At 44.6% G+C, this 22179-nt stretch carries 17 protein-coding genes and 1 pseudogene; 14 read left to right on the plus strand and 4 right to left on the minus strand.

The window, feature by feature from the left end; genetic code table 11:
- Window positions 1-231: 231 nt before the first annotated feature.
- The gene (locus G5S32_RS13720; protein ID WP_165312485.1) at window positions 232-1422 is read right to left on the minus strand and encodes a 3-phenylpropionate MFS transporter; all 1191 of its coding nucleotides are present in this window, start codon (window positions 1420-1422) and stop codon (window positions 232-234) included.
- Between the two features lie 360 nt (window positions 1423-1782).
- Here G5S32_RS13720 and G5S32_RS13725 point away from each other — a divergent pair, with 360 nt between their 5' ends.
- From G5S32_RS13725 to acs, 3 genes are all read left to right on the plus strand, one after another.
- Window positions 1783-3621 (plus strand): DUF294 nucleotidyltransferase-like domain-containing protein, encoded by a 1839-nt coding sequence (locus G5S32_RS13725; protein WP_165312486.1) that lies wholly within the window; start codon window positions 1783-1785, stop codon window positions 3619-3621.
- Window positions 3622-3635: 14 nt separating this feature from the next.
- Window positions 3636-4262 (plus strand): 3'-5' exonuclease, encoded by a 627-nt coding sequence (locus tag G5S32_RS13730; protein WP_165312487.1) that lies wholly within the window; start codon window positions 3636-3638, stop codon window positions 4260-4262.
- 221 nt (window positions 4263-4483) lie between these two features.
- Entirely contained in the window at window positions 4484-6433 is a 1950-nt protein-coding gene (gene acs / locus G5S32_RS13735; RefSeq protein ID WP_165312488.1) for an acetate--CoA ligase, read from the plus strand.
- An 82-nt stretch (window positions 6434-6515) separates the two neighbouring features.
- On the opposite strand, the gene G5S32_RS13740 is transcribed toward acs, so the two are convergent.
- Window positions 6516-7310, minus strand: coding sequence for a hypothetical protein (locus G5S32_RS13740; RefSeq protein WP_165312489.1), 795 nt, complete (start codon window positions 7308-7310; stop codon window positions 6516-6518).
- 430 nt (window positions 7311-7740) lie between these two features.
- Here G5S32_RS13740 and aroQ point away from each other — a divergent pair, with 430 nt between their 5' ends.
- From aroQ to accC, 3 genes are all read left to right on the plus strand, one after another.
- Complete coding sequence (gene aroQ, locus G5S32_RS13745) at window positions 7741-8190, plus strand: type II 3-dehydroquinate dehydratase (protein ID WP_165312490.1); 450 nt, start codon at window positions 7741-7743, stop codon at window positions 8188-8190.
- A gap of 61 nt (window positions 8191-8251) precedes the next feature.
- Window positions 8252-8710, plus strand: a complete 459-nt coding sequence (gene accB / locus G5S32_RS13750; RefSeq protein WP_165312491.1) for an acetyl-CoA carboxylase biotin carboxyl carrier protein — start codon at window positions 8252-8254, stop codon at window positions 8708-8710.
- Between the two features lie 14 nt (window positions 8711-8724).
- The gene (gene accC / locus G5S32_RS13755; RefSeq protein ID WP_165312492.1) at window positions 8725-10071 is read left to right on the plus strand and encodes an acetyl-CoA carboxylase biotin carboxylase subunit; all 1347 of its coding nucleotides are present in this window, start codon (window positions 8725-8727) and stop codon (window positions 10069-10071) included.
- A gap of 310 nt (window positions 10072-10381) precedes the next feature.
- Here accC and G5S32_RS13760 read toward each other — a convergent pair whose 3' ends face one another.
- Entirely contained in the window at window positions 10382-10939 is a 558-nt protein-coding gene (locus tag G5S32_RS13760; RefSeq protein WP_165312493.1) for a hypothetical protein, read from the minus strand.
- Window positions 10940-11184: 245 nt separating this feature from the next.
- On the opposite strand from G5S32_RS13760, the gene prmA reads away from it, so the two are divergent.
- The 4 genes from prmA (at window position 11185) to G5S32_RS13780 (ending at window position 15701) form a co-directional block, all read left to right on the plus strand.
- On the plus strand, window positions 11185-12072 hold the full coding sequence (prmA, locus tag G5S32_RS13765; RefSeq protein ID WP_165312494.1) for a 50S ribosomal protein L11 methyltransferase: 888 nt from the start codon (window positions 11185-11187) through the stop codon (window positions 12070-12072).
- A 280-nt stretch (window positions 12073-12352) separates the two neighbouring features.
- On the plus strand, window positions 12353-13324 hold the full coding sequence (gene dusB / locus G5S32_RS13770; RefSeq protein WP_165312495.1) for a tRNA dihydrouridine synthase DusB: 972 nt from the start codon (window positions 12353-12355) through the stop codon (window positions 13322-13324).
- A 52-nt stretch (window positions 13325-13376) separates the two neighbouring features.
- Window positions 13377-13673, plus strand: a complete 297-nt coding sequence (gene fis / locus G5S32_RS13775) for a DNA-binding transcriptional regulator Fis (RefSeq protein WP_000462885.1) — start codon at window positions 13377-13379, stop codon at window positions 13671-13673.
- A 360-nt stretch (window positions 13674-14033) separates the two neighbouring features.
- Window positions 14034-15701 carry a hypothetical protein gene (locus tag G5S32_RS13780; RefSeq protein WP_165312496.1) on the plus strand — a complete coding sequence of 556 codons (1668 nt, stop codon included), beginning with the start codon at window positions 14034-14036 and terminating at the stop codon, window positions 15699-15701.
- A 156-nt stretch (window positions 15702-15857) separates the two neighbouring features.
- Here G5S32_RS13780 and G5S32_RS13785 read toward each other — a convergent pair whose 3' ends face one another.
- Window positions 15858-16262, minus strand: coding sequence for a hypothetical protein (locus G5S32_RS13785; protein WP_165312497.1), 405 nt, complete (start codon window positions 16260-16262; stop codon window positions 15858-15860).
- Between the two features lie 785 nt (window positions 16263-17047).
- On the opposite strand from G5S32_RS13785, the gene G5S32_RS13790 reads away from it, so the two are divergent.
- The 4 genes and pseudogenes from G5S32_RS13790 (at window position 17048) to purD (ending at window position 22170) form a co-directional block, all read left to right on the plus strand.
- On the plus strand, window positions 17048-18478 hold the full coding sequence (locus tag G5S32_RS13790; protein WP_165312498.1) for a hypothetical protein: 1431 nt from the start codon (window positions 17048-17050) through the stop codon (window positions 18476-18478).
- 242 nt (window positions 18479-18720) lie between these two features.
- Window positions 18721-18813: pseudogene (locus G5S32_RS21515) on the plus strand (phosphoribosylamine--glycine ligase); the annotation flags it as partial.
- Window positions 18814-19012: 199 nt separating this feature from the next.
- Window positions 19013-20605: a bifunctional phosphoribosylaminoimidazolecarboxamide formyltransferase/IMP cyclohydrolase gene (gene purH, locus G5S32_RS13795; protein ID WP_165312499.1), complete on the plus strand. Its 1593-nt coding sequence runs from the start codon at window positions 19013-19015 to the stop codon at window positions 20603-20605.
- A 275-nt stretch (window positions 20606-20880) separates the two neighbouring features.
- Entirely contained in the window at window positions 20881-22170 is a 1290-nt protein-coding gene (gene purD, locus G5S32_RS13800) for a phosphoribosylamine--glycine ligase (protein ID WP_165312500.1), read from the plus strand.
- Window positions 22171-22179: the final 9 nt, after the last annotated feature.

The raw sequence follows: 22179 nt of genomic DNA on the forward strand, positions 1-22179 counted from the left end.
TCAGATGAGGGGGAGTTAGAGGGGGCAGATCCCTACGGAGCTTGATGAACTTCCGTGAAAGAAACCCCACCCAACCTCCCCTTAAAAAGGGGAGGAGAAAGATGCTATCTCCCTTCGAAAGGGGAGGAACAACATCACAAAAGTACTTGTCGATAAGACACTGTTCTTTAGATCGGGAGAACTGATAACCGCATGCTACGCACTTTCAAAAACAAGGTGAATGAATGAGTGTTAATTTTGTGCTTCAGGCTTCGCTTTATTAATAGAAACCTCTTTCACCGACGATTGCAGTAATTCCACTTTAACAAACAACGCAACAACACCCATCAACGCCATTCCCCAGAATACCCCCGCGCCCCAGCTTTCATAACCCCAGCCGCTCAGCGTGGTCATCATCGCAATCACTGCGCCAAGAGGAATAGCATTGTACAGCGCCTGTAGAGCCACCATTTTGTGTTGCGGTGCGTGCTGAATATATTTAATTGTCGCAATATGCGCCAAAGCGAAAGTCACGCCATGCAGAGACTGAATCGCCACCAAGGCGACTAATGCAGTGGTTGATGCGGTTAAGCCCCAGCGAGCGATGACCCCAAGTGCCGCAATAACAAACAGCGTACGGATATTCCATTTGGAGAACACTCGCTTGCTAATCGCAAACACCAGAATTTCAGAAACAACACCTAAACTCCACAAGTAACCGATAATGTCTTCCGAATGACCCGCAGCACGCCAATGGATTGAACTAAAACTGTAGTAGGCAGCATGGCTGCCTTGGATAAGAGCAACCAGCAGCAGGAATTTAATCACCGGCCATTCACGAAGTAATTCGGTTAATTTAGGGCGAACTTTGTGCTCATGATTTTCCGTCACGGGCATGACAGAAGGGTTACGCAAACTGATCAGCAAAGTGACGAATATGCCGAACAGTGCGGTATAGACAATCATGTCTGAGCCATATAGCACAATCAAATAACCCACCACGGTAGACCCGACAATAAAGGCAATCGAACCCCACAAACGGGTACGACCGTAATCCAGCATGTTGCGTTTGGCATAGTGGTTGGCTACCGAATCAGACAGAGGTAATACCGGTCCACAGACCATATTAAATAAGATCGTCGCCAGCGCCAGCAACCAGAAACTGCCACCCGTGAAAAAGTGGAAAGCGATAAATAACATCAACGCAAATGTCACCCATCGTAGTGCGGGTAACAGATGTTCCACCTTATGAATTCGAGGCGTGATAACTAAGTTCGCCACACAACGGGTTGCAAAACCAATCCCCACTAGAATGCCGATGTCGCTGGCAGGCACGCCCTGCCCTTCAAACCATAGCGCCCAAAATGGTAGATAAACGCCATAAGCAAAGAAAAAGCCGAAAAAGTATTGGGAGATCCATCCGTAGGGAGAGGGCTTAAACATTCTTTATCCTATTTATTCGTCATTCCAGCGAACACTGGAATCTGATCACAACGCACACCAAACTCAAACAGAGCGAAAAATGTCGAGTCAGTGGCTACAGCGCCGCCATTATGCAATGAGTCTCGCCTGCGAAAAAGGGAACTTTGTTAAACGAACTGTTTCCCCTATCACAACTTTCATTGTCGACAAAATGGTGTCATTAGACCAAAGTCGTCTGGAGAGCAGAAAGAAATTTGTCACACTTAACTGAGATCTCTCTATCTTGGCTTGGATCTTCATCACTCTTAATTTGGGTCTTTCTCACTGGTGAAGTTCTGCCTGCGCAGCCAACTTAGCTGTGCCTTTAAACAGGAAGGGTATATGCCTGATAAATTCAACATGCAATCTCCACCCTTTGATCGTTTAACCTCTGATCAACAGAGAAAACTGCGTGCGTCATTAGATGTGGCTTATTACCGACTCGGGGCTACTCTGCTAAAAAGCGGACAGGCCAGTACCCATTTACACGTTTTGATAAAAGGTACCGTAGAAGAACGCTCGGCAACGGGCAAAGAGATATTCGCCCACTACGCCAATGACGACATGTTTGACGTGCGCTCCCTGTTTGAAGAGCATACCCGTCATCAATACATCGCGCTCGAAGATACGCTTTCTTACCTGATTCCAAGGGAAGTCTTTCTTTCCCTATACTCGGCAAACGGGCAATTTGCTGCTTACTTCGACAATAACCTAGCCAAAAGACAAGAGCTGATAGAAGCGGCGCAACAGCAGAAAAATATTGCTGAATTCATCCTAACCAAAGTGGATAACTCCATCTACTCTCCGCCAATGATTGTCACCCCAGATCAATCATTAAAAGCGGTCACCCTGCAAATGAAAGAAAACGGCGTTGATGCCGCACTGGTTGAACTGGATGAATCGGATATTCGCCTGATTGATTCCACTCATCACCCGTACGCCATCGTCACCCGAACGAACATGCTGCATGCGGTGATGCTAGATGAGCACCCTCTTGATACGCAAGTCGGCAAAATTGCGACTTTCCCCGTGATGCACGTAGATGAAGGCGATTTCCTGTTTAATGCCATGGTGATGATGACGCGTAATCGCGTTAAACGTGTGATGGTGTGCGACGGTAATAATGCCGTGGGTCTGTTGGATATGACGCAGATCCTCAGCACCTTCTCTACCCACTCACATGTCCTGACACTGGCGATTGCACGGGCATCGAGCGTAGAAGAGCTGGCACTGGCATCGAACAAGCAGATAGAACTGATTGAAAGCCTACTCAGCCGAGGGGTTCGCACCCGTTTCATCATGGAGCTGATTTCTGCGGTTAACGAGCAAATAATCGAGAAAGCCTTTGAACTGGTAGTGCCACCAGCCCTGCATGATCACTGCTGCTTCATCGTATTAGGTTCGGAAGGTCGTGGCGAACAGATACTCAAAACTGACCAGGATAACGCCTTAATCATCAAAGACGGATTGGAGTGGCACCAGTGTGAAAACGTCATGCATGAGCTGACTCATACCTTGCTGCAGCTTGGTTATCCACTATGCCCGGGCAAAGTCATGGTCAACAACCCTAAATGGGTGAAGAGCCAGTCACAGTGGAAGAAGATGCTCAGCAGTTGGGTCAATTCGGCCAAACCTGAACAAGTGATGGATATTGCCATCATGGCGGATGCGCACGCAATTGCCGGGAATAAATCTCTGCTTGCCCCCATCAAAGCGCATTTGAGTCACTTAATGGCTGATCAAGAACTGATTCTGACAGAGTTTACGCGCCCTGCTCTCAACTTCTCAGTACCTCTTACTCTGTTTGGCAATGTGAAAAATTCCAAAACCGGATTGGACATAAAACAAGGCGGCATTTTCCCGATTGTCCACGGGATTCGGGCATTGAGCTTAGAGCACATGATTGAACAGAATAATACCTTTGACCGCATCGGCGAACTGGTAAAACGCCGTGTTTTAGAGAAGCAGACCGGTGATAACCTGAGTGAAGCATTGAAGCAATTTTTCAAACTGCGTCTTGCTCAGCAACTGGGAAATCAGTTAAGTGGTGAGCAGAAAAACAGTAACAATATCGACATTAACCTACTGGATCGTACCGAACGAGATCTACTCAGGCACAGTCTGCATGTAGTGAAAAAATTCAAGCAGTGGCTTGGTTATCACTATCAGATCAGAGACTAAGATTAAGGCCAGCCATGAATTGGATAAGTCGTCGCTATTGGCGCCACAAACTGAAAGACTCGAATTACCAATCACTGTTTGAACCAAGCAGAGGTAATGAGTATGTGTCTCTCGACTGTGAAACCACCAGCTTAGACCCAAACAGAGCTGAACTGGTAACCATAGCGGCCACCAAGATCATTGATAATCGTATTATCACCAGTCAGCCTTTTGAGGTGAGGCTGCGAGCACCGCAGTCGCTGGATTCCAACTCTGTTCGTATTCATCGCATGCGTCATCAAGATTTAATCGACGGCATATCGGAAAAGGATGCGCTCACCCAGCTCATCGCTTTTATCGGTAACCGACCTCTGGTTGGTTATCACATCCGCTATGACAAAAAAATTCTAGACATTGCTTGTCGCAAACAGCTTGGCTTTCCGTTGCCCAATACCCTGATTGAAGTAAGCCAGATCTACCACGACAAACTCGAACGTCACCTACCCAATGCCTATATCGATTTGAGTTTAGATTCGATTTGTCGCCATTTGGATCTGCCGATACAAGACAAACACGATGCACTACAAGATGCGATTTCCGCCGCTTTAGTTTTTGTACGGCTGACTCAAGGCGAACTGCCAACTTTCACTCCGCCACAATGAAGTAACCCCACCCAACCTCCCCTTCAAAAGGGGAGGGGCAAGAGCGACTGGTTCTCCCCCCTATCAAGGGGACGAAAAAGAGCTTTTTCCCCAGCCCTTTATCCTAAAGTCTAATTGTGAAACTTGCCTATGTGACTAAGAGTTATAGACATAACGAATTTCCTCGTTGGACGTTTTAAACGCCATCAAGGTGATTGCAGTATTCACAAGGAGAATTTGTAATGAGTGAAGCCCACATTTATCCGGTAAAAGAAAATATTAAATCTCACACCCATGCGGATAATGACACTTACCTAGCCATGTACCAACAGTCTGTGAAAGATCCAGAAGGATTCTGGAGCGAGCACGGTAAGATTGTGGATTGGATTAAGCCATTCACTAAAGTGAAACACACCTCTTTCGACACTGGACATGTTGACATTCGCTGGTTTGAAGACGGTACGCTAAACGTTTCTGCCAACTGTATCGACCGTCATCTGGCTAAGCGCGGTGATGACGTAGCGATTATCTGGGAAGGCGACAACCCGCAAGAAGATAAAACCATTACTTTCAAACAACTGCATGAGCAAGTTTGCCGCTTCTCTAATGCGATGAAAGAACAAGGCATTCGTAAAGGTGATGTGGTTTGTCTCTACATGCCTATGGTTCCAGAAGCGGCGATTGCGATGCTGGCATGTACTCGTATCGGCGCAGTACATACTGTGGTATTTGGCGGTTTCTCTCCGGAAGCCCTTGCAGGCCGTATCATTGACTCGAACGCGAAACTGGTCATCACTGCCGATGAAGGTGTTCGTGGTGGTCGCGCGGTACCATTGAAGAAAAACGTTGACGAAGCACTGACCAATCCTGAAATCAAAAACATCAACAAAGTGATTGTATTTAAACGCACTGGCGGCAACGTTGCTTGGCATGAACATCGTGACGTTTGGTGGCATGAAGCAACCGCAAAAGTGTCTGCGACCTGCCCGCCAGAAGAGATGAAAGCGGAAGACCCTCTCTTCATCCTTTACACGTCGGGTTCTACTGGTAAACCAAAAGGTGTATTGCACACCACGGGTGGATACCTAGTATACGCGACCATGACGTTCAAATACGTATTCGACTACCAACCGGGCGAAACCTTCTGGTGTACCGCGGATGTGGGTTGGATTACCGGACACACTTACCTGATCTATGGACCTCTGGCGAACGGTGCGAAAACCATTCTGTTCGAAGGTGTGCCTAACTACCCAGACACAAACCGTATGAGCCAAGTGGTTGATAAACACCAAGTCAACATCCTCTACACGGCGCCAACGGCGATTCGTGCTCTGATGGCAAAAGGCGATGAAGCGGTAAAAGATACCTCTCGCGACAGCTTGCGTATCATGGGCTCAGTGGGTGAACCGATTAACCCTGAAGCTTGGGAGTGGTACTACAAGACCATAGGCAACCAGAAATCACCGATTGTTGATACTTGGTGGCAAACCGAAACCGGCGGTATTTTGATTACCCCACTACCAGGCGCAACAGACCTGAAACCGGGTTCGGCAACACGCCCATTCTTTGGTGTGCAACCAGCACTGGTCGATAACATGGGTGAAATCGTTGACGGTGCAGCCGAAGGCAACCTTGTTATTCTTGATTCATGGCCGGGTCAAATGCGCACGGTTTACGGCGACCACGAACGTTTCGAGCAAACCTACTTCTCAACCTTTAAAGGTATGTACTTTACTGGTGACGGTGCACGCCGTGACGAAGACGGTTACTACTGGATCACTGGTCGTGTCGATGACGTACTAAACGTATCCGGTCACCGTATGGGTACCGCAGAGATTGAGTCCGCTCTCGTCGCATTTAATAAAATTGCTGAAGCTGCTGTGGTGGGCGTCCCTCACGACATTAAAGGACAAGCAATTTACGCTTACATCACACTCAACGATGGTGTCTACCCAAGCGCTGAGCTGCATAAAGAAGTGAAAGACTGGGTGCGTAAAGAGATAGGTCCGATTGCAACGCCAGACGTACTGCACTGGACTGATGCTCTGCCTAAAACTCGTTCAGGTAAAATCATGCGTCGTATTCTGCGTAAGATTGCTACCGGCGATACAGGTAACTTAGGTGATACTTCGACCCTAGCCGATCCAAGCGTGGTTGATAAACTTATCGCTGAGAAAGCTGAGCTCGTATAATCGAAGAGACTCTAAAAGCAGAAAGCCCCAATACTTAATTGGGGCTTTTTCTTATTTCAACTTAGCAACGTCAAGTTCGCAATTAATCAAACTGGTAAGTATAAGAAGCAATCACACGCTTATCTGGCTCATCCAAGTAGGTATTGTTGTCCATCATAAACGTCATCACACTGAACGAGTGGTTCTTATTGGCCAAATAGCTCACACCGCCACCCATAAAGAAACCTTTGTAGTTTTCACCTTCATCATTTTCAGAACCGTAAGTGCCCGCCGCAAAGCCCAATAACGTCACTTCTTTGGTTAACGGTTTCAAACCAAAGGCACCAACATAGCCACTGCTGCCTGCAGAATCAGCCATATAGAAACCATTATCAGCACTTGGCGTACCAACGAAAGACATATCTGAACATGCTCCAACACCATCACAGCGTGGAGATTCACCATCGTTATAGGTGTAGCCTGCCATTGGGAACAACTGAACGCCTAAAGGTTCAATTCCAAAGATGCTAAGTGGGATAAAAGTACCTACACTGTAGTTGGTTTGAGTTGCACCATTGGTGTATTCATTTTTACCAAAGTTAAAGTTCAAGATACCTACTGGAAACAACCAAGAACCACCGACACGCCACTCGCTCGCATCTGAATTGAGGCGAACGTTAATCTTTCTTGCTGGATCAAACGCCAGCGAACCAGAAAACGAGACGTTAGAATCATCAAAATCATAGTTATTGGCATAAGACACACCAACTTTGGTCACTACCTTCGTTGGGTCATCGGCCAACTTTGAACCGTTATCTTTAATATCTGTACTTGGAGCCGCGTAAACTGAACTAGCCAAAACTAACGACGTAATTGATATAAATGGGGCTATCTTCATTATATTCACCTTAATTGCGAAGAAACGGCTGATCATCCCTCTATCAAACGAGTTCTTCGATTACACCACTGACTCGAGTGCTAAAACACTCGTTAAAGCTTGATTCATAAACTATAGTTTCTGATCAAGCGTTGAATATCAAATTAACAACAATTTTTTGAATTATCAGACAAATCTGATCTTGGCTTACACACTAAAGAATGAAATGCTAAAAAATTGACTCACTTTGTGTCATTCCTCCCATTTCATCTATACTCATATATTAAATAAAAGTGATAAGACCAGTAAATTGCTGCCATTTGCTGTGAATTAGCTATAATCTTGGTCGATTTAAAAAATTACATGAATTTTTGACAAAAAAACGTGTCAAATACGAGAAGATTCTTAATAATCTCAGATTCGCTCCGCATTAGAGGAAGATAGCGACACAATGGCTGCCAAATTACGCATTCTTGTCTTAAACGGCCCAAACCTAAATCTATTAGGTTTACGCGAGCCGACGCATTACGGCTCTAACACTTTAGAGCAGATTGTCGCGACTTTGCGTGAACAAGCAGAAAAAGTCGGTGTTGAGTTAGAACATCTTCAATCTAACCGTGAATATGAGCTTATCGAAGCTATCCACCAAGCTCATGGCAATGTGGACTTCATTATTATCAACCCCGCCGCTTTTACTCATACAAGCGTCGCTATCCGTGATGCATTACTCGGCGTTGCCATTCCGTTTATCGAAGTGCATCTGTCGAATGTGCATGCTCGTGAACCATTCCGCCATCACTCTTACTTGTCTGATAAAGCACAAGGCGTGATCTGTGGTCTAGGCGCACAAGGTTATGAATTTGCTCTGTCTGCTGCATTAAAAACTCTGCAGACAAAGTAACCAAACACTCTGCAGTCTGAACAGACTGTCTTACTCAACAAGATAAAAGAGAAAAGAAACAATGGATATTCGTAAAATCAAGAAACTAATCGAGTTAGTTGAAGAATCAGGCATCGCTGAACTAGAAATTTCTGAAGGCGAAGAGTCAGTACGAATCAGTCGTCACGGTGTTCCTGCTCCAGCACCAATTCACTACGCAGCACCAGCACCAGTTGCAGCGCCTGCTCCAGTAGCAGCACCTGTGGCAGCAGCACCAGTTGCTGCGGCAGAGCCTAGCGCACCAGCAGGTCACAAAGTTCTTTCTCCAATGGTTGGTACTTTCTACCGCTCACCAAGTCCAGATGCAAAACCATTCATCGAAGTGGGTCAAAAAGTGTCTGTTGGCGATACACTATGTATCGTTGAAGCGATGAAAATGATGAACCAAATCGAATCAGACAAATCTGGTGTTGTTACTGCAATCCTACTAGAAGACGGTCAGCCTGTAGAATTCGACCAACCTCTTGTTGTTATCGAATAATAGAGGCCTTTTCTATGTTAGATAAAGTAGTCATCGCGAACCGAGGTGAAATTGCACTTCGTATTCTTCGCGCGTGTAAAGAATTAGGGATCAAAACGGTAGCGGTACACTCTACTGCTGACCGCGATCTAAAACATGTGCTGTTAGCCGATGAATCCATCTGTATCGGTCCTGCATCAAGCATGGAAAGTTACCTAAACATTCCTCGCATCATTTCTGCTGCAGAAGTGACTGGTGCAGTGGCGATCCACCCTGGATACGGCTTCCTGTCTGAAAATGCTGACTTTGCTGAACAAGTAGAGAAAAGCGGCTTCATTTTCGTGGGTCCAAAAGCAGAAACTATTCGTCTAATGGGCGATAAAGTTTCAGCCATCAACTCAATGAAAAAAGCAGGCGTACCTTGTGTACCAGGTTCTGACGGTCCTCTAGATAACGACGAAGCGAAGAACAAAGCCCACGCGAAACGCATCGGTTACCCAGTAATCATCAAAGCGTCTGGCGGCGGCGGCGGTCGTGGTATGCGTGTTGTTCGTTCTGAAAAAGATCTGGTCAACGCCATTAGCATGACTCGTGCAGAAGCAAAAGCAGCGTTCAACAACGACATGGTTTACATGGAAAAATTCCTAGAAAACCCACGTCACGTTGAAGTACAGGTTCTTGCTGACGGCCAAGGCGGCGCAATTCACCTAGGTGAACGTGACTGTTCTATGCAACGTCGTCACCAAAAAGTGGTTGAAGAAGCTCCAGCACCAGGCATCACTGAAGAGATGCGTAAGTACATCGGTGAACGCTGTACTCGTGCGTGTATCGAAATCGGTTACCGCGGTGCAGGTACGTTTGAGTTCCTATACGAAAACGGCGAGTTCTACTTCATCGAAATGAACACTCGTATTCAGGTTGAACACCCAGTAACAGAGATGGTTACCGGCGTAGACTTGATTAAAGAGCAACTTCGTATCGCTGCTGGTCAACCGCTGTCATTTACTCAAAATGACATCAAGATCCGTGGCCACGCGGTTGAATGTCGTATCAACGCTGAAGACCCAGTACGCTTCCTGCCTAGCCCAGGTAAGATTACTCGCCTGCACACCGCTGGCGGTATGGGTGTTCGTTGGGAATCGCACATCTACACAGGTTACACAGTTCCACCGTACTACGATTCAATGATCGGTAAACTGATCACTTTCGGTGAAAACCGTGACGTAGCGATTGCACGTATGCGTAACGCACTTAACGAAATGATTGTGGAAGGTATTAAAACCAATATCCCTCTACAACAAGAAATCATGAAGGATGAAAACTTCCAACATGGTGGTGCGAACATTCATTACCTAGAGAAAAAACTCGGTATCAGTAAATAAGTCGCATCAAACGCTTATTTGAATGCCCACTTCGGTGGGCATTTTTGTTTTTGCGTTAGCTTACACGCGTGGAAACTGGAGGGAAAATACAAGTAGGTGATTGTAACTGCTGTGAATGAATTAATTTACAAAATTTCGTTTTGACAATTGTCTTCAGACTGCGCTTTATACTGAGAAGCTTCGTAATCTTTACGCAACCTTAGCCTACGAACATTTTCAGCTAACGTACTCAAAGAAACTTCACCATTCCGTATTTGTTCCAACCTCTTTTGACGAGCTTTAGCAACTAATTCCATACTAACTCTGTTCACTATACCAACCCCTCATCAAACACAATTGAAACATCACCGTTCATATTGTATACAGCTTCCATATGTGGAGCAATGTTATAACCAATTTCAAGTAACGTGTTGTACATTGTCAGGAATGCCTTATCAAATTCAGGAGTAATACCGAGTAAGTACTTCTTTGCTGGATCCTGAGTTGCTTTGTTGATAATAGAATTGCTAAACACAATCGCGTTCTTCTGAACAAACCTTGGTTTATGATAAACAAGACATAATTTTTTATTAACCCTCGTATGAATATGTTCCTGAGGTGCATAAAATGAAAAATAAGCAAACACATACGCTGCCGCGCTAATAGCAAAACCAGAAAAGAGCAAATCGACTTTACAAGCGTTAGTGTTTTCTATTGCACGAATCAGTTTTTCTGCCGATTCAACGTGCCCTCCTTGATTATTCGGAAACGAAATAAGTACTCTTGAATTGCCACAAGCCTTATTCAAATAATCAACAGCATCGTTTATTCTGGAGTCGTTAGATCTAAATTCCCCCTCAAGCAAGAATGATTTTCTCAACCTATTCATGCACACGTTCCATATAGTTATGCTTTCAGAATTATCATCTATCTATAGTGAATTTTCTTCCATAATAATTCAAAGCTAAAACATAGAGTTAGATCGCACAGCCGCTAATTTCATCATAATAACGAGCCCAATACAGGCAACGAACAAAGTTGCAGCACCTCGGGCACAGGGGTAAACTCTGCGCCATTATCTAATACCAAGAGCTAGTACCAAGAACTAGCGCCAAGAACGAAGAGAGCAATAACATGCCTTGGATTCAAATTAAGCTTAACGCGACCAACGAAAACGCAGAACAAATTAGCGATATGCTAATGGAAGACACGGGCGCGTTATCCGTCACTTTCCTAGATGCAAAAGATACTCCTGTATTTGAGCCACTACCGGGCGAAACTCGCTTATGGGGCGACACAGACGTATTAGCTCTCTACGATGCTGAAGTGGACACAGCGCTCATCATCAGCCAAATTCGCGACAGCCAGCTTCTTCCTGAAGGTTTTGCGCATAAAGTTGAACAGATCGAAGATAAAGACTGGGAACGTGAATGGATGGATAACTTCCATCCAATGAAGTTCGGTGAACGTCTGTGGATTTGCCCTAGCTGGCGCGATATTCCCGATCCAAGCGCGGTGAACGTCATGCTAGACCCGGGTCTTGCATTCGGCACGGGTACTCACCCAACAACCGCTCTTTGCCTTGAGTGGTTAGAATCGCTTGATTTAAGCGGCAAAACCGTCATCGATTTTGGTTGTGGTTCGGGCATTCTGGCGATCGCAGCGATCAAACTCGGCGCAGCGAAAGTGATTGGGATCGACATCGATCCACAAGCTCTGCTGGCATCAAAAGACAACGCTGGACGTAACGGCGTTGAAGATCAAATCGAGGTATACCTACCTCAAGATCAACCAGAAGGTTTAGTGGCTGACGTTGTCGTGGCGAACATTCTCGCAGGCCCACTACGTGAGCTTTCAGGCGTAATTAAAGGTCTGATGAAGCCAGGTGGTCTATTAGCTATGTCTGGCGTACTGGATACACAAGCTGAAGACGTCGCGAACTACTACCGCGATGATCTACAGGTAGACCCTATCGTTGATAAAAACGAATGGTGCCGTATTTCAGGACAAAAATTAAACTAAGCAGGCACTCATTTCCTCAAACAACTTACCGTTGCAGCTAAGCGATAAGTGAGAGAGTTCCCATGAGTATAGGCAACTATGTTACTCGGGATCGTACACACAGACAGCAACGCTGCAATTTTAAGTAGAACGAGGAAACTGTAATTGATTGAATTTTGAGCCTATTACAAAAACAATTTGTAAATGCTCAAATATTAGTCTTTTCACGCAGTAAAAAAATGCGTAAAATGCGCGCCCTTGCTACTGGTCGATTGACCTAAAAATAAGCTGTGAAGATATTTTGAAGATCGGAAACTATCAACTCGAAAACAATCTTATCGTCGCCCCTATGGCGGGTGTAACGGACAGACCGTTTCGTGAGTTGTGTCTCCAATACGGTGCGGGTATGGCGGTCAGTGAAATGATGTCATCCAACCCTGCATTATGGGGAACCGAGAAATCAAAAAACCGTATGGTACACGAAGGCGAATCGGGCATTCGCTCAGTCCAAATTGCGGGAAGTGATCCACAGCTGATGGCAGATGCTGCTCAATTCAGTGTTGAAAACGGTGCGCAAATCATCGACATCAACATGGGTTGTCCAGCAAAAAAAGTGAATAAGAAGCTAGCCGGCTCTGCACTACTTCGTTTTCCAGATCTCATAGAAGAGATCTTAAAAACCGTGGTAGATGCGGTGGATGTCCCTGTGACACTCAAAACCCGTACTGGCTGGGATACAGACAATAAAAACTGTGTCTACATCGCTCAATTAGCCGAAAACTGCGGCATACAGGCACTCGCGCTCCATGGTCGAACACGAGCTTGTATGTACAAAGGTGAGGCCGAATATGACAGCATTAAAGCGGCGAAAGAGGCAATCAATATTCCGGTTATCGCTAACGGTGATATCGATTCTCCGGAGAAGGCCAAATATGTGCTTGAGTACACAGGCGCTGACGCTTTAATGATTGGACGTCCTGCCCAAGGTCGTCCGTGGATTTTCCAAGAAATCCAACACTATTTGGAAAACGGCACCACAATGCCTGAACTACCTCTCGGGGAAGTGAAAGGTATTATGCTTGGTCATGTGACTGCTCTACATAGTTTCTATGGGGAGTATTTAGGTCCACGAATCGCACGTAAACACGTCGGTTGGTACCTGAAAGAACATGAAGAAGCTGGTGAGTTTCGCCGTACCTTCAACGCCATAGAGGCAGCACAGCTGCAATTAGAAGCGCTTGAAGGTTATTTTGATAATACCCAAGCCAATTAAGTCGCAAGGGTAACGTTGCATCATCATAATTAAGAGAAGAGCTAGACCGAATATGTTCGAACAAAATCTCACTTCAGAAGCTTTAACAGTAACAACAGTAACTTCACAAGACCAAATCACGCAAAAGCCACTACGTGATTCCGTTAAAGCATCTCTTAAAAACTATCTTGCTCAGTTAAATGGTCAAGAAGTGACAGAACTATACGAGTTAGTTCTAGCAGAAGTTGAACAGCCACTACTAGACACTATCATGCAGTACACTCGCGGTAACCAAACTCGCGCAGCAACTATGATGGGTATCAACCGCGGCACTCTTCGCAAGAAACTTAAAAAATACGGCATGAACTAATCGCTGAGTTTTAAATAAATGATATATAAGGCTTTTGGCATTCCAAAAGCCTTTTGTTTTTAGAAACGACCACAAAAACTACCACTTTTAAAAAATGACTGTGCCTTGTCTTGTCACCTTCGTTTGATTTACCCCTTTACTACCAAACCAATCCAATTTACGCGCTAATTCATCATCCGCCTTAAAATTCAGAATTCCACTCAGTTCAATTTCTCCTTCAAACTCACTGAGCACCCAAACTAAGCATCAACATGCTTAAGTGATCTAATTCACAACCACTTCGTTGTATATGTATTTTTTAATGACATTAATCCAATAAAAAATTAATTTGACATAAAAATAACATAACAGGGATTGATTATGAAAAAAACGTTATTGGCTACAATGATAATTAGTGCAACGACTCTTGCTGGCTGTGGTGGTGGCGGCGGAGGTTCTGATAGTAATAATAGCAACGACAACTCTAATGACGGCGGTGCGAGTGCGGTATTAACCGTCACAGCCAGTGACTACTTTACTGGAACATCACTTTCAGGAACGGAAATATTAGTTACTGAGACCGTCGATGGCAGTACAAATACCTATTCAGGCACCACGGATGAAAACGGCGAGCTAACCCTTACCGTGAGTAGTGATGCTGACCGCATTGTGGTTAGTGGGGATGCTGCTGATTATGGTGAATACAGCCGAATAATCACTGACGGTAGCTTGAGTGTGCAACTGTTCATGCAGCCGATTAATAGCTCAGTCACCTTCTCTCCTTCATCAAGTTCAGATTTAACCGTTTCAGACCTTAATGTTGTAAGCCTAGCGGCTAACTCTATCGTTGATGCTGACGGAAATGCACCTGCTGGAGATGTAACAGCGGAAATTACCATTATCGACCCAAGTGTCGATCCTGAACTGATGCCAGGAAACTATGAAGCGCTAGATGAAAACGGAGATGCGCAACCAATTGAAAGTTTTGGTGCAGTCAGCGTCACTTTTAATGATGATGAAGGTAACAGTTATAATTTAGGCACCAACCAAACTGCGACGATAAGAATACCACTAGGTTCAAACTCTAGTGATATCCCAACCACTATTCCTCTGTATTACTACGACGAAGAAACTGGTTACTGGGTAGAAGAGGGAACAGCTACATTAGTCATAGATACTGATGGCTCTTATTACGAAGGAACAGTCTCACACTTTACTACATGGAATGCCGACTTCCTTTATGAAACTATCGCAATTAGTGGCTGTGTTGAGGACTCATCTGGTGAAAAAATTAGCTCTGCGAGTATTCAAACACAAGGGGTAAGCTATTCAGGTCAGGCATTTGCAACCACAGACCTCAGCGGTAATTTCAGTGTATTGGCCAAACCATCTTCAAGCATTTTACTCACCGCCACCTCACCAGAGGGAACGAGCAGAACATATACTTTGGCAACAGGCACGTCAGATGAAACCCAGAGTGAATGTATTACTTTAGAAACTACTGAGACTTCCTCAGCAACGGTAACCTTAACTTGGGGTGAAAACCCTAGCGATTTAGATACACAGTTTATCGGACCAACGTCAGAATCCGGCGATGGTAAATTCTTACTGTTTTACGGAAATGACGAAGTCACAATCAACAACAGTTATATGTATCTAGATGTAGATGATGTCACTAGCTACGGTCCTGAAATTACCACTATCAGTTCTTTCCCATACGCGGGAAGATACAGCTACGCGGTATACCGTTACGCAGGCTCTAGTACGATTGCAGCATCCCCTGCACGTGTAAAAGTCACGTTGGACAATGCGACTCAAGTGTTCTCACCACCAAGTGGCGATGCAACCGATTGTTGGGCTGTGTTTGATTTCGTCGTTGATTCCAACGGCGGTGTAACCGTTGAAACTGTGGGTAGTTGGGAAGATGATTCTTACTGTTATCCTGATGTGGAATATAGTTACGAATACTCTTCTCAGAGAAGTGACGTGACAATCAATAAATCAAATATCTTAAAAGATATGATTAAGCAAAAGTATTACGCTAAGTAAATAACACGTTGAACTAAGCACACACCTTAAATACATCAAGGTGTGTGCATTTCAACGCCCTGCGAACTCTGACTTAACATATTCTCCAAAAATATTGCTAAAGGTCTTGTAGGAAGAGCAAAAAAAAGGCAATACACTGATTGCCTTTTTAGAATCTTATTTAGTGAAACCTGGTTCACTCGGGTTATAAGCGATCTTATAAACTCGGTACTTTCTGCCAAAAGCATTACCACCCGTATAGATGATGCGTCCTTCACCCTTATATAGAGCTTCTATACGTGCAGCATCATTACCAAAATAAAACGGAATGAAAGATTTACCTGTGATGTAGGTAGTGCTATCAGTAGGGTTACCAATCAAGCTGTTCACTTCACCCATAGTCATACCAACTTTCACTTTTGCGAACTTACTTTTCGCCGGAATATTTCCCGCAACTTGAGTATTCGTTACCGCAGCTTCTGAAGATTGTGCTGATGATGACGCTGAATTACTGGCACAGCCAGCAGTAATACTCGCAGTTAATGCAAGCCCCAATACTTGCAGTACTAACTTCTTATTCATTCAAATTTCCTTGATTTAACAGTAAATATTTTATTATTTATAATCCGTATCTATATTTCACGGCATGATAAACATCATCCGCTTCCATTCAGATAAAATTCGCTTAAGCTAGTTAATCGATGGATATAGTTACAGAGCCTTTATTCTAAATATTTTTTAATTAAGTGCTAGTTAAAGTTTTAATAATATAATTATTTGTTTTTTATGAATTTATATAAAAACCAGTTACAAAACCCATACATTCGCACTCTTTTTAGTACTCGATACCTTTGTATAACTAGCTTGATAAAAAACTCATCTTTTATAAAACACGAACACCCAACACAAGCCATTAACAATTTATTAAACTAAAATAGAGCAATATATATACACAAAATCTATCTGTTAATCTGAGCATCGCCATCATGATCAGAATTAACCTTTAAATAACTTTTATTTTTAGTCATAACTCAGTTCGCAGCACATAAGAAAAAGGCGACCGCGATATAACCCACCGAATTGATATCACCAATGGCATCATGCTGCAGAAAATAACAATCTTCAGGACAGAAGTTTGAGCTTAAGACAATCTAAATGGTGCATCGATGCTTAGAGCGAACCTCAATACCTGTCACAAATATTGTAAATGTAACATTGCATACACCAAAACTTGTGACAAACATCACCACCATTAATGGGTTAAGCAATTTACATACACATTACTGATGCGTATAAATCCAAGTGCATTATTCATTTTATGATCTTGATTCATATTTTCAGATTATGTCACTAAGGTTGTCTAAAACATGTATAACAACAAATCTAAAGGCTTAATAAAGCTATCTATCCTTTCCTCAACAATCGCACTAGCACTGGCTGGCTGTGGCGGCGGTGATTCCAGCGGTTCAAGTGAAACACCATCAGCAAGCTCTTACACGATTCAAGCCATTGACGGCTACTTAGTCGGTGCTGAAGTTTATGCGGATATGGATACTTCAAATACTCTTACCAGCGCTGACGTCAAACTCGGTGTTACTGGCGATGAAGGCCAACTGGCAGTTGATGAGCAATACAAACAATACCCAATCATTATCAAAGCGATTGCGGGTCAAACTTACGACACCGATAACGGTGGCTATCTTGCGAGCGATGTAGAGCTTATCGCTGAATCTGGAAGTACGGTTATCACACCATTCTCAACTTACGCGGTTCAATCTGGTCAAACACTTGATGAAGTAGCTACACAGCTCGGTATCGATGTGGAATACATCTCGTCAGATTATATTGAGAAAAAAGCAAGTTCAGACAGCGACACAACCAACAATGCCACCAAAGCACACTTAGCGGCGCGCTCAATCACAGCGGCATTAGCCACATCATTAGATAGTGAAGAAACGGCTGGTCTTGAAGACAAAGTTAACGCGATTAAAGCCGCTGTAGATACTGCGTATGACAACGCGAGCGATAAATCAGAGCTTGATGATCTGGTGGTCGAACTGGACGACAGCAACACAGCGTCAACCACTGGAACCGTAGGCACACTTGAAAGTGCCATGATGGGTCACAGTTATTACGGCGTAAATACCAATACGGCTTATAGCATCAATGAAGGCGTATCAACTATTTACTTCTCTGATGTCAAAAATAGCGATGGCACGGTAGATTTTACCTTCAACAACCAAAAAAATGGCGAAAGTAATACGTTTGAAGGCGAAGCAACCTTTAGTGCAGATGGTTTTTCCTTCACGGAAGATGGCGAGACAAGCAAAGAAACTATCATCTATTACGGCAAGGATAAGCACAGTAATGAAGGCGATGCGTTTTATTTGGACGTTACTAGCGACGGTGACCTACTTGTTTTCTCAACGGCAACCAGCGCTATCGGCTTTGAGGCTGAGCAGATCGCAGAGAAAAGCTTCTACGTGTTGTTTGACGATTCAACAACGACAACGCCAGATGTCACCATGGTTCAGATGACATTTAACACAGATGGTAGCGTTGATTTGCTAGAAGGCGAAAGCACTTCATCAACAACATGGGAAATTACCGAAGATGGTGCTTTATCTGTCGCCGATATTTATGACGACGGTAGTGCGTGGATTGTTTATCCATTAGTCGGCAACGATGATATGTATATCACCTACGAATCTGCGGATTCTTACACCATCGCCAACATCCTAGTGAAAAGCGAAAACTTCGCAAATTCACTTTACAATCGTTGGATGAAGCTGCAATAACCAACTCTAATGGGTTCAATAATCGCCCATCATACCATTCTGGAAAATTTCCTGATCAGTGAATGGGCGTTGATAAGCAAACCCTCCAAGCCATGGATGGTATAAAACAACGGTCGGGTTTTCTTTTAACCTGACCGTTTTCTTTTATCTGTGCTTCACTTTCTGAGCTTGAACATATCGAACACTACTATCGCCTACCCTTTAACCAACAACTTAAACTATTTACGAGTTCGTTACTTTTTTTGCTTGAAAAACTTATTTCTAGCTATTATTTTGCACATGCCAAACGATTGCGCGAGATCTTTTGTAATAAATTGGTTAGAATACGCGCCATCCGAAAACGTCCATACTCTTGAAATGAACAAAAGGTCTTTACCAAAATTGACCAAGCTGTGATGTACGGCATCACCCAAGATCATTTTGGTAAACATCTTTCTTATCCCTGACTATATGGCGTTGCTGATAGGCGAATCCGTCCAAGCAACACTCTATACAAAGGGATATCAACTCCATGAATTTAAGGAAAGTGGAAGCATGAGTAACGCTCGTCCAATTCGTCGCGCACTGATCAGTGTTTCAGATAAAACTGGTATCGTTGAGTTTGCCCAAGCGCTAGCACAGCGCGGTGTCGATATCCTATCTACTGGCGGTACAGCTCGCCTTCTTGCTGAGAAAGGCATCGCTGTGACTGAAGTTTCAGACTACACCGGCTTCCCGGAAATGATGGATGGGCGAGTAAAAACACTACACCCTAAAGTTCATGGTGGCGTACTTGGCCGTCGTGGCCAAGATGATGAAATCATGGCTACTCACGGTATCAACCCGATTGATATGGTGGTAGTAAACCTTTACCCATTCGCAGCAACTGTTGCGAAAGCAGGTTGTACTCTAGAAGACGCAGTTGAAAACATCGATATCGGTGGCCCAACAATGGTTCGTTCTGCGGCGAAAAACCACAAAGATGTGACTATCGTGGTTAACGCTTCAGATTACGACCGTGTCATCACTGAAATGGATGCCAACGACAAGTCTCTAACACTTGCAACTCGTTTTGACCTAGCAATCGCTGCATTCGAACACACAGCGGCATACGACGGCATGATCGCGAACTACTTCGGCACTATGGTTCCTAGCTACGGCGAGAACAAAGAAGGTGACGAAGAGAGTAAGTTCCCTCGCACCTTCAACATGCAGTTCGAGAAAAAACAAGACATGCGTTACGGTGAAAACAGTCACCAATCTGCAGCTTTCTATGTAGAAGCAAACCCACAAGAAGCGTCGGTTTCAACTGCAACACAAATTCAGGGTAAAGCACTTTCTTATAACAACATCGCAGACACAGACGCTGCACTTGAGTGTGTAAAAGAATTCGCCGAGCCAGCGTGTGTGATCGTAAAACACGCGAACCCATGTGGTGTTGCACTGGGTAAAGACATCCTAGAAGCTTACAACCGCGCTTACCAGACTGACCCAACGTCAGCATTCGGTGGCATTATCGCCTTCAACCAAGAACTCGACGCAGCAACCGCTTCAGCGATTGTTGAACGCCAGTTCGTTGAAGTGATCATCGCGCCAAAAGTCTCTGCAGAAGCGATTGAAGTTGTTGCGGCGAAGAAAAACGTGCGTCTGCTTGAGTGTGGTGAATGGTCAACTAAGACTACCGGTTTTGACGTGAAACGCGTTAACGGTGGCTTACTGGTTCAAGATCGCGACCAAGGCATGGTGTCACTTGATGACCTGAAAGTAGTGTCTAAACGCCAACCAACAGAAGAAGAGCTAAAAGATGCCCTATTCTGCTGGAAAGTTGCGAAGTACGTGAAATCAAACGCGATTGTTTACGCAAAAGGCGACATGACTATCGGTGTCGGCGCAGGCCAAATGAGCCGCGTATACTCAGCTAAAATTGCAGGTATCAAAGCTGCAGACGAAGGTCTTGAAGTAGCTGGTAGCGTAATGGCTTCAGACGCATTCTTCCCGTTCCGTGATGGTATTGATGCAGCAGCAGAAGCTGGCATTAAATGCGTAATCCAACCAGGCGGCTCAATGCGTGATGACGAAGTCATCGCAGCAGCGGACGAACACGGCATGGCGATGATCTTTACCGGCATGCGTCATTTCCGCCACTAAGAAAAAGCCCCTCCCCTTATCAAGGGGAGGCTGGGTGGGGTTGCTTCCACTGCTATCAAATTAGCTTATTTGAAAGCAATCCCCTCTAACTCCCCCTTCATAAGGGGGAGAACATAAAACAAATTAATTCTGCATTTTAAATTAGATAAATTTTGAAATGCGTTAGAGCAAGCCAATGTCTTTAGTTCAAGGAAAAAGTGCGCAGTTTATAAGTATAAATGAGCACTTTTGACGCAGAAATAATGTCATTGGCGCAGCTATAAGGATTTTAAAGAATGAATGTATTGATTATTGGTTCCGGTGGTCGTGAGCATGCACTTGGTTGGAAAGTGGCTCAAAACCCTAACGTAAACAACATCTTTATCGCACCGGGCAATGCTGGTACAGCACTAGAGCCAAAGCTACAAAACGTAACGATTCAGGTTGAAGATGTCGCAGGTCTAGTGGCATTCGCACAACAAAATGCGATTGATTTAACGATTGTTGGTCCTGAAGCGCCACTGGTTATCGGTGTGGTTGATGCATTCCGTACAGCGGGTTTACCTATTTTTGGTCCAACTCAAGCTGCGGCTCAGCTGGAAGGCTCAAAAGCTTTCACTAAAGACTTCTTAGCGCGTCATAACATTCCAACAGCGTCATACGCTAACTTTACTGAAATTGAGCCAGCATTGGCTTACGTTCGTCAGCAAGGTGCACCTATCGTTGTGAAAGCAGACGGTCTTGCTGCAGGTAAAGGCGTTATCGTTGCGATGACTCTTGAGGAAGCAGAAGATGCCATCAAAGATATGCTAGCAGGCAATGCTTTTGGCAGTGCAGGCAGCCGTGTTGTGGTTGAAGAATTCCTTGATGGTGAAGAAGCAAGCTTTATCGTCATGGTTGATGGCGTAAACGTGCTACCAATGGCCACCAGCCAAGACCACAAACGTGTCGGCGACAAAGATACCGGTCCTAACACTGGCGGTATGGGTGCTTACTCTCCTGCTCCGGTTGTTACTCAAGAAATCCATGACCGCATCATGCAAGAAGTGATTTACCCAACGGTACGTGGTATGGCAGCGGAAGGTAACCCATACACTGGTTTCCTATACGCAGGTCTGATGATCGATGCAGCTGGCACGCCTAAAGTTATCGAGTACAACTGCCGCTTCGGAGATCCAGAAACTCAACCAATCATGATGCGCATGCAATCAGACTTAGTTGAGCTTTGCCTAGCTGCGATTGACGGCAAACTTGATCAAATGGAATCTAAGTGGGACCCACGCGCTTCTATTGGTATCGTATTGGCTGCGGGTGGTTACCCTGGCGATTACAACAAAGGTGATGTGATTTCTGGTCTGCCAACGGTTGAAGTTGAAGGTCAAAAAGTCTTCCATGCGGGTACAACAGAAAAAGACGGCAACGTAGTCACTAATGGTGGTCGTGTGCTTTGTGCAACAGCACTGGGTAATACAGTATCTGAAGCACAACAACGTGCTTACGAACTTACCAAGCAGATTGATTGGAACGGTGTATTCTACCGTAATGATATCGGCTACCGTGCTATTGCTCGCGAGCAAGCACAATAATACTGCCTA

The sequence above is a fragment of the Vibrio ziniensis genome, from assembly GCF_011064285.1.
In the GTDB taxonomy this organism is placed as follows: Bacteria; Pseudomonadota; Gammaproteobacteria; order Enterobacterales; family Vibrionaceae; genus Vibrio; species Vibrio ziniensis.